The following is a 15048-nucleotide window of genomic DNA, read 5'->3' as shown; positions in this document are numbered from 1 at the left end:
ATTGGCGGCTAGCTCGCCGGCAGCAACGTGCGGCGTGCCCGGGTGGAGCCGGGAGGCGGTTCGTTGAGCACCGCCCAGAATACGCCCAGGTCGGCAATCGCATCGACAAACGCGCGGAACTCCACCGGTTTCACCACATAGGCATTGACGCCCAGCTCGTAGCTGCGCAGGAGGTCGGTTTCTTCGCGCGACGAGGTGAGCATGACCACCGGCAGGCTCTTGAGCGCCGGCGTGGCGCGAATCTCGGCCAGCACTTCCAGCCCGTCGACCTTTGGCAGCTTCAAGTCGAGCAGCACCACGGCCGGGTTGCCGGGCACGCGTTGCGCGTACAGGTTGCGCGCGTGCAGGTAATCCAGCGCTTCGGCGCCGTCGCGGGTGACGACCACATCGTTGGCAAGCTGGCTGCGCTCCAGCGCCAGCAGGGTCAGCTCGAGGTCGTTTGGGTTGTCTTCGACGAGCAGGATGGGTTTGAGCATGGTGACAATGAACGTGGAAAGAACGATCAGGCATCGCGAGTCATGGGTGTGCGGAGGCCCGCCTCCGATGCCGCCTGCGGGTCGGGCGCGCGCGGCAGCGCGAAGTAGAACGTCGCGCCGCGGTCGAGTTCGCCCTCGGCCCAGGTGCGGCCGCCATGGCGGTCGATGATGCGCCGCACATTGGCCAGACCAATGCCGGTGCCCTCGAACTCGTCCATGCGATGCAGCCGCTGGAACACACCGAACAGCTTGGCCACGTATTCCATCGAGAAGCCCACGCCGTTGTCGGCAATGCGCACGATGGTTTCGGCGTCGGTCTGTTCGGCGTCGATATGGATCCGTGCCGGATCACGGTCACGCGTGTATTTGATGGCGTTGGAGAGCAGGTTGCGCATCGCCAGTTGCAGGAATGCCGGGTCGGCGCGCACCACGGGCAATGCGGCGATGTTCCATTCGATATGGCGGCGCCCCTGATCGATCGTCAGGTCGCGCACCACGCCGCGCACGAGTTGTGCGAGGTCGACATCGGTCAGGTGAAGTGCGCCGCGTCCCATTTGCGAGAAGGTGAGCAGGTCGTCGACCAGCTTGCCCGCAAAGCGCGACGACTCCGAGATCGTCTGCAGAAAATGCCGTCCACGCGCCGAGACATGCTGGCCTTCCATCTCGTCGAGCAGTTCGGCATAACCGGCGATATGGCGCAGCGGCGCGCGCAAGTCATGTGAAACGGAATACGAGAACGCTTCCAGCTCGTGATTGGCGCGGCGCAGTTCGCTCGTGAGTTCCGCGGCCTCTTCAGCGCGGCGCAGCACGATGTTCAGGACGGCGTAGCGGAACTCCGCGGCGGTTTCCACTTCGCTCGTACGCCAGGGGCGCGAGGTGTGGGCGATGTGTTCTTGCCAATGGCGCGTGTGGCCAAGCATGTGCGCGGTATCGCTGTCGGTGGCCATGTCTGGCGCGTCGCCTGCCCAGCGTACGGTGTGCGGGGTTTCAGGGCGAAACCACAGCACATAGTGACGATGCAGTTGGGACACCTGCACGGCCAGCACGCCGCAGGCATGGGGTAGCAGCGCGGCGCCGTCCGGATAGGTGGCGACCAGGCGGTCGGTGTGGAAGACCTCGCCGGGGTGCTCGTTGGCCAGCCATTCGGTCAGGCGCAGGATGCCATCTTCGTCAGGCGCGGCACCGATGCGCACGCACTCTCCCTGGCGCACGATGGCGGCGCCGCTGGCCGAGGCAAAGCGCAGCAGGTCGGCGGGATGTTCGATCAGGCCATCCTGGAAATGGTCACGATCGGCCATTGCCGCCAGCAGACGCACCAGGATGCGCCGCAGTTCCAGCCGGTGGGCGATCTCGGCGCGGTCTTCCTTCGCTTCGACCTGCAGCGACAGAATCTGCGCCAGGTGTTCGCATGCCGTGCGCACCTCAAATGACAGCGAACAGGGCGTTGCATGGTGGCAGGCGATCAGGCCCCAGAGATTGCCTCGCACCGTAAGCGCCAGCGTGAGCGAGGCCTTGGCGCCCATGCGGCGCATGGTTTCGCGCTGCGCTTCGGACGCGGCGCGCAGGGCCGCGTACGTCAGATCAGTCGTGCGCCCCGTGGATGGATGCAGAGGCGGCACCAGACCCACCGGGGTATCGTCCACATCTGCCACCAGGCGCAAGGGGTTGTGGCTATACAGGCTGTGCAGTTCGGGCGTCATGCCTGCGCCGGACAGGTGCGTGCCGACCAGCGTCTCATAGGCCTTGTCGCGCGCCTCTGCGAGTGCCAGCAAGGAACCATCGCGGTCAATGCGGTAGATCGTGACGCGGCCAAAGCCGGTCAGGCGGCGGACTTCGCCCGCGGCCAAGTCCGTCAGCGCATCGACTGTGCTGGCCGCTTGCAGGCTGGCGACGAACGTGCGCACCAGGGGATACATCGATGCAAACGCGCCGTCGGCCGCACGCGCGGCAGGTTCCAGCTCCAGGATCAGCGTGCGCTTGTGCCGGTGCGTCACCGCGTCGAGCGCGTGGCCGTGTGGCGTCTGCAGCGTGCCGATATACAGCGGATGGCCGTCGATGCTGTGTGTGCCCAGGGCGCGCTCCAGCATTTCCCGGCCGGCGGTGCCGATCACACGGTCGACGGGTGCGTGCAGGGCAGTGGCCAGTGGCGTACCCAGGGCCGCCTCCAGGTTTTCGCTCACCTGATGGATGCGTAAATCCGGTTCGGACAGGCACAACAACACTCCGCGCGACTGGATGGCGGCGTTGCTGCCAATACCGATGGCGTCGTCGATGTCGTCCACTACGGACAAGGGCGGAGGCGATTGCGAACTCATGGCGTCGGGCGAGTGCGCCGCCCCGATGGCGATGGCCTTGGCTGAATGCCTGGCAGGGCGGCGGGCTGCCCCGGGCGGAAGCGGCCTGCCGGGGGTTCAGCGTATTTGCCAGGTTCCTACGCAAGCGACGTGCCCAACACGCGAAAACGGCATGGCGATGCGCCCCGTCGAGCACCGAAGCTGCGTTATCGGCCCTTCATGCATGTAAAAAAGTGATCCAGGATCGCCACAACGTTACAAGGCTGGCCGGTACGCGGGATACCCTGTTGCCCAGGCTTGCATTTTCGCGTCGCCCATGAAAAAGCCCCGCAGCGATTGCGGGGCTTTTTCGTTGCGCTTGTGCTGGTCAGACGTTGAACAGGAAGTGCAGCACATCGCCGTCCTTGACGATGTATTCCTTGCCTTCGGCGCGCATCTTGCCGGCTTCCTTGGCACCCTGTTCGCCCTTGAACTGGATGAAATCGTCGTACGAAATCGTCTGAGCGCGGATGAAGCCGCGTTCAAAGTCGGTGTGGATGGCCGCGGCTGCGCGCGGGGCCGTGTCGCCGATGTGGATCGTCCAGGCGCGCACTTCCTTCACACCGGCGGTGAAGTACGTTTGCAGGCCGAGCAGCTTGAAGGCCGCGCGGATCACGCGGTTCAGGCCCGGCTCCTCCATGCCGATGTCGGCGAGGAATTCGGCCTTGTCTGCGTCATCCAGATCGGCGATTTCGGCTTCGATGGCGGCGCACACGGCCACTACTGGCGAATTCGTCTGCGCGGCGTAGTTGCGCACGGCGTCCAGGTGCGGATTGTTCTCGAAGCCGTCTTCGCGCACGTTGGCCACGTACATGGTCGGCTTGGCGGTAATCAGGCATAGCGGCTTGATGGTTGCCCACTCGTCGTCGGTCAGGTTCAGGCCACGCACCGGCTTCGCTTCATCCAGCACCTTCTGGGCTTTCTCCAGCACGGCGACCAGCTTGGCGGCTTCCTTGTCGTTGCCCGACTTGGCGGCCTTGGTGTAGCGCTGTAGCGCCTTTTCGACCGTACCCAGGTCAGCGAGGGCGAGTTCGGTATTGATGACTTCGATGTCGGCGATCGGGTCGACCTTGCCGGCGACGTGGATCACGTTTTCATCTTCGAAACAGCGCACCACGTGCGTGATGGCATCCGTCTCGCGGATATTCGCCAGGAACTGGTTGCCCAGGCCTTCACCCTTGGAGGCGCCCGCCACCAGGCCCGCAATGTCGACGAACTCGACCACCGCCGGCAGCACGCGCTCGGGCTTGACGATGTCGGCCAGCGCTTGCAGGCGGGCGTCCGGCACTTCCACCACGCCTACGTTGGGCTCGATCGTGCAGAACGGGTAGTTCTCGGCAGCGATGCCGGCTTTGGTCAGGGCATTGAACAGGGTCGACTTGCCGACGTTCGGCAGACCGACGATGCCGCATTGGAGGCTCATGGTGAAAAAGGCTCTAAATCAAGGGGTTGCGTGACGCGGGGGAGGCGGCAGCACAGTGGAATCCGGGCTGTGCGCGTCGTTCACGGAAAGGCGTGATTGTAACCGCTCCGGCTCGGGTCTAGCCCCGGGATGCGGCTTCGGCGGGCTTGCGTTGCGTGCGGCTGGCCAGCACCAGCGCAATACCGCCGAGGATGGCGGCGGATGCGGCAGCCAGGCGCGGGGTCAGCGGCTCCGCCAGGAACAGCACGGCGCCGAACGCCGCAATGGGCGGCACCGACAGTTGCACCGCCGCCGCACGGATCGCCGACAGCCCTTTGAGCGCGGCGTACCAGATCACATAGCCGATGCCCGAAGTGAGCGCGCCGGAGGCAAGCGCGAGCAGGATACCGGCCGGGCTGGCGTGTGCGCGGTCATACAGCAACATGCTCAGCGCGAGAGCCATGGGCGCGGCGCGCAGGAAGTTGCCGGCAGTGGCAGCCAGCGGATTGTCGAGCCCGCGACCGCGCAGCGAATACACGCCCCAGGCAATGCCCGCCACCGTCATCAACGCGGCACCCAGTGGCGTCGGGGCTGTCACGCCGGGCGAGACGAGATAGACGAGCCCACCCGCCGCCAGCGCAAAACCCGCCCAACCCAGGGCCTCAAACCGTTCGCCGGCACGCAGGCCGGCCGCCAGCATGGTGAGCTGCACCGCGCCAAACAGAATCAGCGCGCCGGTGCCTGCGCTCAGCGTCAGATACGCAAACGAGAAGAAGACGACATAGACGAAGAGCATCGTCGCGGCGGCCCAATCAACACGGGCTAGCGGTGCCCGCCCCGCGCCTGCCCGCGCAAGGACGGCCAGCACGACGGCGCCCGACACGAGCCGGATGCTGGAAAAGCTCGCCGCATCGATGGCCGCGTGTTGAAGCGCCAGCCGGCACAGCAGCGAGTTCGACGCGAACGCCACCATGGTGATGCTGGTGAGCAGCACTGTGCGCAGGCCGGGGTGCCCGACATTCGTCTGGTCCATGTGAGTTCTCATGTGGTGGGCAATCGGCCTCCGCGCGATGGCCCGCCAGTGGCGCGATGTCCTCATTCTAGAGTGCGGCTTTGGGCAAACAAGGCGCTTCCCTGCCGCATGGACGAGGGGGGGGGAGGCGTTACGGGCCCCGTTACGCGTTACGTTCCAGAAACGTAACAACTTCGCTTGAAGCGGCCGTTTTTCGGGCCTGTGACGACTGCCACCAGATGCCCTCCGTATCCTGCGGGGCCAAGCCGGCAAAGGCTTGAGTGCCATTTCTGCGCGAGTTGGAAACGGCTGCGCGCCGGCCGGGCATGCCTATTGCACTGGCTTCCCGCAAACAACACGTTTGATTCTGGAGCACAGCATGTCCTGGACCGTCGCCACCGCCGCCCGCCCGATCCATACGGTTTCCGACAGCGCCGGCCTGTTCGCCTGCTACGAGGCCATCGCGAGCCTGTCCGAAGACATGGTGGATGCTGCCGAACGCGGCGACTGGGACGAAGTGAGCTTGCTCGAGCGCGAATGCGCGGCCCACATGGAGCGCCTCGGCCACGGCCTGCGCCCGGCCTTGTCGCACGAAGAAGTGCAACGCAAGCGTGACCTGATGATGCGTATTCTGGCTAACGACGCCCGCGTGCGTGCGCTGGTCTGCCCGCGCCAGGATGAACTGATGCGCTTGGTCAGCGGCGAGCGCCGTGCCATTGGCGCCCGTCAGGCGTACGCCGCCGTCTCGTACTACTGAGCCGCAGAGCGGTTCCGGGGCCGGACCCGAATCAGCGGTCGGCCCGCAATTCTCCCCACGACATCAGCACCCGCTGGATGCTGCGCGCATAGGCGTCGCGGTGGACAGGCGTTTCCGAGTGGTACGCGCCGATGGCCCGCCACGTGTTTCCATGGCGAACCATTTTTTGCTTGAGCAGCCACGCCGCCACGAACACGTTGACGCAGGCGTCGGTCAGCGCGCGGCGCGGCACGCCGTAGCGGGCCAGCGTACTGAAGTGGATCGAGTTGATCTGCGCCTGGCCGATGTCGACCGAGCCGTCGGCATTGCGGTGGATGGCGCCCGCATCGCCCTTCGATTCAAACCACACGATCGCGCGCAGCACCGTTGGATTGACGCCCTGATAGGTGCCGGCCTGCTCGAAGCAATCGCCCGAAGCGGCGTGCGCAGCAACGCTGGAGGCGGCCAGCACAAGCGCCGCAACAACGCGGCTGCAACTCAAACGAAGAGGGCGGGCGAGAGGCATGGCGGCTCCGGCGTTTTCTGATTACTTCTGCAGGGCCACTTCAAGCTGCCGCTCGATACCGGCCAGATACGTATGCGATGCTTCGGAGACCACCATGCGCGGCACCGGCTCGGTAGCCTTGCGCCACTGGTTGGTCACGACCTTGCGTTTGCCGCCGCGCGTATGGACGGCGGGCGCGGCTTCGATATCGGCCCCGCCGCCCGGTGGCAGCATCGCCAGCGAGGGCAAGGGCGGATAGACGCGGTCGGGCGCCGCGGCTGTCGTCGGCATCAGTGCGTCGGGTGGCGCGGCAAAGGCCGATACGGTCGGGATCGCCAGCAGGCCAACGGTGAGCGGGAAGAATAGATGGGTCATACGCATGACGGTCCTCTTAATCCTGCGTGCGGATCGTCACGCTGTAGGGCTGGCTGGCGCTGACGGTCAGGTTTTCCAGGCGGACGTAGCCGGCGCGCTGCGCGGGCACGCCGTTCCATAGCGCCTGGTTCAGGTAGCGGAAATCCTGCGCTAGCGCGGCCACCTGGATCGTCGCGGGGCGTTTTTGCGCAGCGGCCAGTGCCCCTGCCTTGGTCAGCACGGCGGTCAATTGCGGGTCGTGCGCGCCGAGTGCATCAGGCGGGATGGCGAAGGTCATGACTTCGCCGGCGGGCGCGGTGCGGGCCACCGGCGCGGGCGTCTGGGCGGGCATTTGCGCACAGCCGGCCAGTGCCAGCAGGGCGGCCAGCGTCAGCGAGAGGGTGGAGCGTTCGGAGAAAGTCCACATGGCGATGAGGAATGTGTGGATCGGACCCGCACTGTATCGGCGGGTCGCGCGGGTCAAAACGTCGAATTACCCGGCTTTTATCGTCCATCCCGACGAATGGCTTGAGTCGCTGAATTTGGGTGGAAACGGCATCACATCGCGGGTTTGCGGCCGGGCGAATTGCCTCGCACATATGCGGCGCAATCGGCATATTGGCGCCGCATATGTGCGCTGCGCGCTGCAATGGGTTTGGGTGGCGCCAGCGTCTCGCCGCAGGGCGGGTAGGCGTAAACACCGAGCAGCGGTGCGGCGCCGCCAAGTGTCGGCCGTGACACATTTGCGCGGCCACAAGGCTGGGCCACCCCTCGCCGCTATAATCGGCGCACCATGAATACACCCGCGTTTTCCTCTTCCAAGGCTGTGCCCAAGGAGGCAGCGCCTTACCACTTGGCCGTGGTGGGCGGCGGCATCGTCGGGCGCGCCTGCGCGCTGCGGCTGGCGCAGATCGGCTTGCGCATCGCGCATATCGCCCCGCCCGCTCCAGCCTCCGCACCGGTCGGGCCGGATGCCTGGGATGCGCGTGTCTACGCGTTCTCGTCCAGCTCCCAAGCGTTGCTGGAGCAGTTGCGCATCTGGCCAGCGCTCGACATGACGCGCGTGCAGCCTGTGCACGACATGCGGATCTTCGGCGACGACGCTGCCGCACGCGGCGAGCATGCCCACCCCGACCTCCATTTTTCCGCCTACGCAGCCGGCACGCCCCAACTGGCGTGGATTGCTGAATCGTCGCTGGTCGAACGCGCGCTGGAAACCGCACTGCGCTTTGCCCACACCGTGCAGACGTTCCCGCACGCCGCCACCGGTTTCGAAATGGAAGCGGACGCCGTGCGCCTGACGCTGGCGGACGGGCAGACGCTCCGCGCCGAATGCGTGATCGGCGCCGACGGCAAGCATTCGTGGGTGCGCGAGCAGGCCGGTATCCAGGCCGAAGCGAAGCCGTATCGTCAGCTTGGCGTGGTCGCCAACTTCCAGGCCGAACACTGGCATCAGGACACCGCGTGGCAATGGTTCCTCGGTGCCTCCGCCGAGCAGGCCGCCGCCACGGATGACGCCGCCCCGGTACGCGGCGAGATTCTCGCGATGCTGCCGCTGCCCGATCGGCGCGTGTCGATGGTGTGGTCTGCCAGCGAAGACCACGCCCGCGAATTGCTCGCGCTGTCGCCGGAGGCGCTGTGCCGCGCGGTGGAAGCCGCGGCCGGTGGCGCCATTGCCGCACGCTTTGGTCGTCTGTCGAACATCACGCCTGCGCAGGGCTTCCCGCTCGTGCTGCAACACGCCAGCCGGGCCGTCGCGCCGCGCGTGGCGTTGGTGGGCGATGCGGCCCATGTGATCCATCCGCTGGCTGGGCAGGGCATGAACCTCGGGCTGCGGGATGTGTCGGAAATTGGCCGCGTGATGGCGGAACGTGAAACCATGCGCGATCATGGCGATCTCAGGTTGCTGCGCCGTTACGAGCGTGCCCGCCGCGAAGATCTGCTTTCGCTCACGGCCGCCACTGATGGACTGCACAAACTGTTCGCCCTGCCGGGCGCGCTGCCCCGCACGGTACGCAACGCGGGGATGCGCATGGTGGGCATGACGCCATTTATCAAACGCTTGTTGATCAAGCACGCACTCGGCTGAGGCAGTCTCAGCGGGTTTGTGGTTTTTCGGGGTTCCAGGAGTCGTTATGTCGTTTCGTATTCGGGTGGCGGCCATCGCCTCTGCGGTGGCAGTGGCAGCTATTGGCGCAGGCTATGTGTTGAGCGCCGGTGCCGCCGAGCCCGCCTTGGACAAGGTCAAGGCCACGGTACAGAAGGCCCTGGGCCCGAACGTGGAGATCAAGAGCGTCACCAAGTCGCCGCTGGCCGGCCTGTACGAAATCAACCTCGGCAGCCAGGTTGTCTACAGCGATGCCACCGGCCGCTACGTGCTCAACGGCGACCTGCTCGATACGCAGACCGCCACCAACCTCACGCAAGAGCGCCTGGCCGAGCTGAACCGCGTGAAGTGGTCGGACCTGCCGCTGGACCGCGCCGTGAAGTGGGTCAAGGGCAACGGCGCACGCAAGATCGCCGTGTTTTCCGATCCGAACTGCCCGTACTGCCACAAGCTGGAGCAGATGCTCACGCAGGTCGACAACATCACGGTCTACACCTTCCTGTTCCCGATTCTGTCGGAAGACTCAAACACCAAGGCTAAGCAGATCTGGTGCTCGGCCGACCGGGCCAAGGCCTGGCGCGACTGGATGACCGCCAAGACCGCCCCGGGCGGCTCCGGCACCTGCGACACGCCGCTGGAGGCCAACCTGAAGTTGGGCCAGCAACTGAACGTGACCGGCACGCCGGCCATCATCTTCCCGGACGGCACCCGGGCCCCGGGCCTGATCGACGCGGCCACGCTGGAGCGCAAGTTCGCCGCGCTCAAGAAGTCGTAATTCGCACGAAGGAAGCGCCGGTCGATCCGGCGCTTTTTCTTTGGGCGCTTGCATTCAATTCACCTTCGGAGACTTGGCATGTCGTTTCGCGCGCTGATGCTGGAAAAGCAGGATGGCGGGCCGCTGGCTCACATCGTCGACCTCGATGACGCGGCGTTGTCCACGCCCGAAGCGCTTGCCAACGATGTGACCGCTGGCGACGTGCTGATCCGCGTGGACTGGTCGACCATCAATTACAAGGACGGCCTGGCCATCACCGGCAAAGGCCCCGTGGTGCGCAAGTGGCCGATGGTGGCCGGTATCGATGGCGCGGGCGTCGTGCTCGATTCGTCGCACCCGGATTGGCGGACTGGCGATGCGGTCGTGCTCAACGGCTGGGGCGTCGGCGAGACGCACTGGGGTTGCCTTGCCCAGCAGGCACGGCTTTCCGGCGATTGGCTGGTGGCATTGCCGGCGGGGCTCGATGCGCGGCAGGCCATGGCGATTGGCACGGCGGGCTACACGGCGATGTTGTCCGTGCTGGCGCTCGAGCGCGCCGGCGTGAAACCCGGCGACGGCGAAGTCCTGGTGACCGGCGCCTCGGGCGGCGTGGGTTCGATCGCCATCGCGCTGCTCGGCAAACTGGGCTACCGCGTGGTGGCATCCACCGGCAAGACGAGCGAGGCCGATTTCCTGCAGGCGCTGGGCGCGACGGACGTCATCGACCGCGCAGAGCTGTCTGCCCCGGGCAAGCCGTTGCAGAAGGAGCGCTGGGCGGCAGTGGTCGACTCGGTGGGCTCGCACACGCTGGTCAACGCGTGCGCACAGGTGCGCTATGGCGGCGTCGTCACGGCGTGCGGGCTGGCGCAGGGGATGGATTTTCCGGCAACCGTCGCGCCGTTCATCCTGCGCGGCGTGACGCTATACGGAATCGACAGCGTGATGGCACCGCGTGCGTTGCGCCAGACCGCGTGGCAGCGCTTGGCCGCCGATCTGCTGCCCGATCGCCTGGCCGCCATCACGCGCGAAGTGACGCTTTCCGAGGCCATCGACGCCGCCCACGACATCGTGGCCGGCAAGATGCGCGGGCGCGTCGTGGTCAACGTCAACCGATAGGCTGGCAGGCGGGTTTGCGGACGATTTGCCTTCGGCAGCGTGGGACGGCAACGCTACAATGTCCGCCATGAAGCCGATCCGCTACACCATCGCCCCCGCCGCGCCCGAGGCGCACGTTTTCACCGTCACCGTCACGGTTGACGCGCCCGACGCTCAGGGCCAGCGTTTCTCGCTGCCGGCGTGGATTCCGGGCAGCTACATGATCCGAGAGTTCGCACGCAACATCGTGCGGATCGAGGCATCGTCGGCTGACAGGCCGGTGCGCCTGACCAAGGTCGACAAGCACACGTGGTGGGCCGCCCCCTGCAGCGGGCCGCTGACGGTTTCATACGACGTCTATGCGTGGGACTTGTCGGTGCGCGCGGCCCATCTGGACGCCACGCACGGCTTCTTCAACGGCACGTCGGTGTTCCTGCGCGTGGAAGGCGCGGACGACCAGCGTTGCGTCGTCGACATCCAGCCGCCCGCCGGAGATGCCTACCGGGGCTGGCGCGTGGCCACCGCGCTGCGCGAGGCCACCGGCCGCGTCCAGGGCAAGGCCGGCGCCAAGCGTTACGGCTTTGGCTGGTACGAAGCGGCGGATTACGACGAGCTGATCGACCACCCAGTCGAGATGGGCACGTTCGAGCTGGTGTCGTTCGAGGCCTGCGGCGCGCAGCACGACGCCGTCTTTACCGGCCGCGTGCCCAACCTCGATCTGGAACGCATCGCCCGCGACTTCAAGCGCATCTGCGAAGCGCAGATCCGCCTGTTCGAGCCCCACACCGCCACGGCGCCGTTCCTCGACAGCAACTGCCGCTACGTCTTCATGACGATGGTCACCACCGACGGCTACGGCGGCCTGGAACACCGTGCCAGCACCGCGCTGATGTGCGCGCGCAATGATCTGCCCGTGGCCGGGCGCGATGAAACCACCGAGGGCTATCGCACTTTCCTGGGCCTCGTCAGCCACGAGTATTTCCACACCTGGAACGTCAAGCGCATCAAGCCGGCCACCTTCGTGCCGTACGCACTCGACCGCGAGGTCCACACGCCGCTGCTGTGGCTGTTTGAAGGTTTCACGAGCTACTACGACGACCTGATGCTGGTGCGCTCGGGCCTGATCTCCGAAGCCCAGTATCTGGAGATGCTCAGCAAGACGTGGAACGGCGTGCTGCGTGGCAGCGGCCGTCTCAAGCAGAGCGTGGCAGAAAGCTCGTTCGACGCCTGGACGAAGTATTACCGCCAGGACGAAAACGCGCCCAATGCCATCGTCAGCTATTACACCAAGGGCTCGCTGGTGGCGCTGGCGCTGGACCTGACGATCCGCACGCAGACCCACGGCGAACGTTCGCTCGACGACGTGATGCGCGCCCTGTGGGTGACATACGGCCGTGATTTCTATGCCGCCGGCCACACGCAGCGCGGCGTGACCGAAGCGGGGCTGATCAGCCTGATGGAAGAAACCACGGGTGTGCGCCTGCGCACGCTGGTGCGCCAGTTGAGCGAAGGCCGCGACGACCCGCCGCTGCCCGCGCTCTTCAAGGCGATGGGCGTGAGCGCCACGCGCAAGGCCGCCGATACGGCGCTCGCGCTGGGCGTCAAGACCGCTGCCGAAAACGGCTTCGTCAAGCTGCAGCAGGTCTTCGACGATAGCCCGGCGCAGCGCGGTGGTTTGTCCGCCGGCGATCTGATCGTTGCGGTGGACGGCCTGCGCGTGCCGGCGGGCCAGCTCGACAAGACGCTCACGCGCCATCGCGCCGGCGATACCGTGCCGGTGCACGTGTTCCGCCGCGACGAACTGATGACGCTGAACGTGAAGCTCGCCGCCGATGCGACGCCGCAATTCACGCTGGCGCTGGCAACGGAGCCGTCGCCGCTGCGCTCGGCGTGGCTGGGCAAGCGAGCGGCCGCGCGCAAGGTGGCGCGCGGCAAGTCGGCCTGACGCGTCGCCTGATCCGATGGATTACGTCCACGATCCGCGCACGTTCCTCTACAGCCATTACGTCTCGCGCGGCATCCGTACTGCCACCGGCGTGATCGGCCTGACGCTGCTCGCGCTGCTGGTGATGGACCTGCAGGGCGCGATGGTGGTGTCGATCGGCGCGCTGTGCACGAGCCTCATGGACTTGCCCAGCCCGCTGCGGCACAAGTTCAACGAGATGATGGCGTGCGTGCTGCTGACCACCGCCGTCACGTTTCTCGTCGCGGTGGTGACGCCGTATGCCATCTTGCCGGCGGTGATCGTGGTGGTGAGCTTCCTCGCGGGGCTCATGGTGGCGTACGGCAACAAGACGATGCCGCTGCAGTTCGCGGCGCTCTTCGTCATGACGCTCACCTTTACCGAGGAATTCGCTTTTCGCGAAGCGGTGGAGCACACCCTGCAGTTCTTCCTCGGCGCCATCGGTTATATGGCCTTTGCGATGGCGGTGGCGTGGGGGCAGCGGCGCCGTATCAAAGAGCAGGTGCTGGCCGAATGCCTCTACGAACTGGCTGTGTACGTGGAGCGCAAAGCCGGCTTCTACGACGCGTCCAAGGATTTCGACGAACAGTTCAATGCGCTCGTGCGCCAGCAGATTTCGGTGGCCGACAAGCAGCAGGTGGCGCGCGATTTTGTTTTCCGCGACAACCGCACCGCCAGCGACGGGCGCCTCGTGCAGATCCACATGCGGATGCTCGACATCTACGAGTACCTGCTGTCGTCCAACACCGATTACCCCGTGCTGCGCCAGTGGCTGGCCGACGCCGAGGTGATGCGCCTGCTGCGCGACGTGATCGAACGCATGCGCCTGGACATCGAAGGCGTCGCCTATGCCGTCGGGCGTGATCGGCCATCGCCCACGCCGATGTCGTATGACCAGGAGATGGCCGCCATTGAAGGCGCGCTGCACGAACTGCAACACAACCACCATGGCGTGCCCATCGAAGCCATCGCAGCGCTGGAGGAATCGGTGGCCACGGTGCGCGGCGCGATCCGCCTGATGACGCAGTTGCATGCCGCCACCGACACGCAGGTCGAGCCGTCGCAGGTGCTGTTGCGCCCGGACATGACGCCGTTCCTCACACGCCAGAAGTACGAACTGCGCCTGGTGCTGGAAGAACTGACCTGGCGGTCTCCGGTGCTGCGCTTTGCGCTGCGCATCTCGATGGCGGTGGCTGCCGGTTTATGGATTGCCGACCACCTGCCCTATGCGTCGCACGGCTACTGGGTGTTGCTGACGATTGTCGTGATCCTCAAGCCGACCTTCAGCATGACGCGCCAGCGCAACTTTGATCGGGTGCTTGGCACGCTGATCGGCTGCGTGATCGCGGCGGTGATTCTGCGATTCACCCATTCGACGTGGATCCTGATGGGCGTGCTGTACCTGTCCACCGCCGCCAGCGCGGCGTTCGTCACCGTGCGCTACCGCTACACGGCCATTGCCGCCTGCGTGCAGGTGCTCATCCAGATCAACCTGCTGCTGCCGGGCAGCAAGGGCGCCATTGGTGAACGGCTGGTCGATACGCTGATCGGGGCAGCCATCGCCACCGCCTTCAGCTACGTCCTGCCCGCCTGGGAATACCGCAACCTTCCCAAGCTGGTGGACGACGTGCTCCGCACCAACCGCCGCTTTATCGAGGCCGCGCGCGAGCTGCTGCTCGGCACGCTCAAGGACGATTTCGCCTATCGCGTGCAGCGCAAGCAGTACATGGAATCGCTCACCGGGCTGATCTCGGCCTTCGCACGGATGCTGGACGAGCCCAAGAGCCGCCACCGCGCCGTCGACAACCTCAACCGCTTCATCGTCCAGAACTACCTGGTGGCCGCGCATGTGGCGGCGGTGCGCATCCTGATGCGTCAGCGCGCGCAGGAGCTGGACGAAGCCGACACCCGCGCACTGGTCGAGCAGACCGCCGAAGCCGCGCTCGAAAGCCTCGCGCGCGCCAAGGAACGTTTCGACCAGGCCGTGCACGAAGGTGGCTGGGGCGTGCGTCCGCGCGATACGCAAGAACTGGGCGCTGCCGACTTCGCCGACAAATCCGCCCGTTCCCGCATGGTGGATGCGGCAGCAGAATCGGACTCGCTATCGGCGATGCACTTGCTGGAGCGGCGCCTGCAGGCCCTGCGGGCCGATACGGCCAAGATTGCGCTGCGCTGCGGGGCGTTGGGGCGGGCGCTGCGTATTTCGAAGGACTAGGTGCGGCCGGGCTGCTGAAAAGCCTTCGCACGGGCGGCGATCTTCCACCACGACTGCTCTGAGCCTCGGACCCTCGACGACGGCGGTCAAAGCGCG

Annotated in this window: 13 protein-coding genes; 6 read left to right on the top strand and 7 right to left on the bottom strand. The window is 66.1% G+C overall.

The genetic code is table 11. The features are described from left to right. Nucleotides 1-8: 8 nt before the first annotated feature. The 4 genes from ACU8YE_RS17810 to ACU8YE_RS17795 all read right to left on the bottom strand — a co-directional run bounded on the left by ACU8YE_RS17810 (nucleotide 9) and on the right by ACU8YE_RS17795 (nucleotide 5244). On the bottom strand, nucleotides 9-476 hold the full coding sequence (locus ACU8YE_RS17810) for a response regulator (protein WP_024972795.1): 468 nt from the start codon (nucleotides 474-476) through the stop codon (nucleotides 9-11). A 26-nt stretch (nucleotides 477-502) separates the two neighbouring features. After that, on the bottom strand, nucleotides 503-2791 hold the full coding sequence (locus ACU8YE_RS17805) for an ATP-binding protein (RefSeq protein ID WP_446929280.1): 2289 nt from the start codon (nucleotides 2789-2791) through the stop codon (nucleotides 503-505). 346 nt (nucleotides 2792-3137) lie between these two features. Then, entirely contained in the window at nucleotides 3138-4232 is a 1095-nt protein-coding gene (gene ychF, locus ACU8YE_RS17800) for a redox-regulated ATPase YchF (RefSeq protein ID WP_252694972.1), read from the bottom strand. A 118-nt stretch (nucleotides 4233-4350) separates the two neighbouring features. Next, on the bottom strand, nucleotides 4351-5244 hold the full coding sequence (locus ACU8YE_RS17795) for an EamA family transporter (RefSeq protein ID WP_433865418.1): 894 nt from the start codon (nucleotides 5242-5244) through the stop codon (nucleotides 4351-4353). 358 nt (nucleotides 5245-5602) lie between these two features. On the opposite strand from ACU8YE_RS17795, the gene ACU8YE_RS17790 reads away from it, so the two are divergent. Beyond that, complete coding sequence (locus ACU8YE_RS17790; protein WP_092975627.1) at nucleotides 5603-5980, top strand: flagellar protein FliT; 378 nt, start codon at nucleotides 5603-5605, stop codon at nucleotides 5978-5980. A 31-nt stretch (nucleotides 5981-6011) separates the two neighbouring features. Here the strand turns inward: ACU8YE_RS17790 and ACU8YE_RS17785 are convergent, their stop codons facing one another. Genes ACU8YE_RS17785 through ACU8YE_RS17775 form a run of 3 tightly spaced genes read right to left on the bottom strand, consistent with a single transcriptional unit; the run spans nucleotide 6012 to nucleotide 7245 of the window. Beyond that, on the bottom strand, nucleotides 6012-6485 hold the full coding sequence (locus ACU8YE_RS17785) for a lytic transglycosylase domain-containing protein (RefSeq protein WP_232041124.1): 474 nt from the start codon (nucleotides 6483-6485) through the stop codon (nucleotides 6012-6014). A gap of 21 nt (nucleotides 6486-6506) precedes the next feature. Continuing rightward, entirely contained in the window at nucleotides 6507-6845 is a 339-nt protein-coding gene (locus ACU8YE_RS17780; RefSeq protein ID WP_446929279.1) for a hypothetical protein, read from the bottom strand. Nucleotides 6846-6855: 10 nt separating this feature from the next. Further along, nucleotides 6856-7245: a hypothetical protein gene (locus ACU8YE_RS17775; RefSeq protein ID WP_232041122.1), complete on the bottom strand. Its 390-nt coding sequence runs from the start codon at nucleotides 7243-7245 to the stop codon at nucleotides 6856-6858. Between the two features lie 366 nt (nucleotides 7246-7611). Between ACU8YE_RS17775 and ACU8YE_RS17770 the strand changes: the two genes are divergently transcribed. The 5 genes from ACU8YE_RS17770 (at nucleotide 7612) to ACU8YE_RS17750 (ending at nucleotide 14952) form a co-directional block, all read left to right on the top strand. After that, on the top strand, nucleotides 7612-8907 hold the full coding sequence (locus ACU8YE_RS17770) for a UbiH/UbiF family hydroxylase (protein ID WP_446929278.1): 1296 nt from the start codon (nucleotides 7612-7614) through the stop codon (nucleotides 8905-8907). Nucleotides 8908-8953: 46 nt separating this feature from the next. Next, the gene (locus tag ACU8YE_RS17765; protein WP_414561134.1) at nucleotides 8954-9700 is read left to right on the top strand and encodes a DsbC family protein; all 747 of its coding nucleotides are present in this window, start codon (nucleotides 8954-8956) and stop codon (nucleotides 9698-9700) included. A gap of 78 nt (nucleotides 9701-9778) precedes the next feature. Continuing rightward, complete coding sequence (gene acuI / locus ACU8YE_RS17760; protein WP_446929277.1) at nucleotides 9779-10795, top strand: acrylyl-CoA reductase (NADPH); 1017 nt, start codon at nucleotides 9779-9781, stop codon at nucleotides 10793-10795. Between the two features lie 67 nt (nucleotides 10796-10862). Next, complete coding sequence (locus ACU8YE_RS17755) at nucleotides 10863-12719, top strand: M61 family metallopeptidase (RefSeq protein ID WP_446929314.1); 1857 nt, start codon at nucleotides 10863-10865, stop codon at nucleotides 12717-12719. A 16-nt stretch (nucleotides 12720-12735) separates the two neighbouring features. Next, a complete protein-coding gene (locus tag ACU8YE_RS17750; RefSeq protein ID WP_260804130.1) occupies nucleotides 12736-14952 on the top strand; it encodes an FUSC family protein in 2217 nt (738 codons plus the stop codon). Nucleotides 14953-15048 lie beyond the last annotated feature (96 nt).

It is taken from the genome of Ralstonia sp. VS2407 (genome assembly GCF_052950655.1).
Note: the sequence above shows the minus strand (reverse complement) of the source record. Positions and strands in the feature narration are given on the sequence as shown.

What these genes read in the sequence shown, in the direction of transcription:
- ACU8YE_RS17785 (WP_232041124.1), bottom strand. Translation starts at nt 6,485, where the DNA reads ATGCCTCTCGCCCGCCCTCTTCGTTTGAGTTGCAGCCGCGTTGTTGCG.
- ACU8YE_RS17795 (WP_433865418.1), bottom strand. Translation starts at nt 5,244, where the DNA reads ATGGACCAGACGAATGTCGGGCACCCCGGCCTGCGCACAGTGCTGCTC.
- ACU8YE_RS17765 (WP_414561134.1), top strand. Translation starts at nt 8,954, where the DNA reads ATGTCGTTTCGTATTCGGGTGGCGGCCATCGCCTCTGCGGTGGCAGTG.
- acuI (WP_446929277.1), top strand. Translation starts at nt 9,779, where the DNA reads ATGTCGTTTCGCGCGCTGATGCTGGAAAAGCAGGATGGCGGGCCGCTG.
- ACU8YE_RS17770 (WP_446929278.1), top strand. Translation starts at nt 7,612, where the DNA reads ATGAATACACCCGCGTTTTCCTCTTCCAAGGCTGTGCCCAAGGAGGCA.
- ACU8YE_RS17775 (WP_232041122.1), bottom strand. Translation starts at nt 7,245, where the DNA reads ATGTGGACTTTCTCCGAACGCTCCACCCTCTCGCTGACGCTGGCCGCC.
- ACU8YE_RS17755 (WP_446929314.1), top strand. Translation starts at nt 10,863, where the DNA reads ATGAAGCCGATCCGCTACACCATCGCCCCCGCCGCGCCCGAGGCGCAC.
- ACU8YE_RS17780 (WP_446929279.1), bottom strand. Translation starts at nt 6,845, where the DNA reads ATGCGTATGACCCATCTATTCTTCCCGCTCACCGTTGGCCTGCTGGCG.
- ACU8YE_RS17805 (WP_446929280.1), bottom strand. Translation starts at nt 2,791, where the DNA reads ATGAGTTCGCAATCGCCTCCGCCCTTGTCCGTAGTGGACGACATCGAC.
- ACU8YE_RS17750 (WP_260804130.1), top strand. Translation starts at nt 12,736, where the DNA reads ATGGATTACGTCCACGATCCGCGCACGTTCCTCTACAGCCATTACGTC.
- ACU8YE_RS17810 (WP_024972795.1), bottom strand. Translation starts at nt 476, where the DNA reads ATGCTCAAACCCATCCTGCTCGTCGAAGACAACCCAAACGACCTCGAG.
- ACU8YE_RS17790 (WP_092975627.1), top strand. Translation starts at nt 5,603, where the DNA reads ATGTCCTGGACCGTCGCCACCGCCGCCCGCCCGATCCATACGGTTTCC.
- ychF (WP_252694972.1), bottom strand. Translation starts at nt 4,232, where the DNA reads ATGAGCCTCCAATGCGGCATCGTCGGTCTGCCGAACGTCGGCAAGTCG.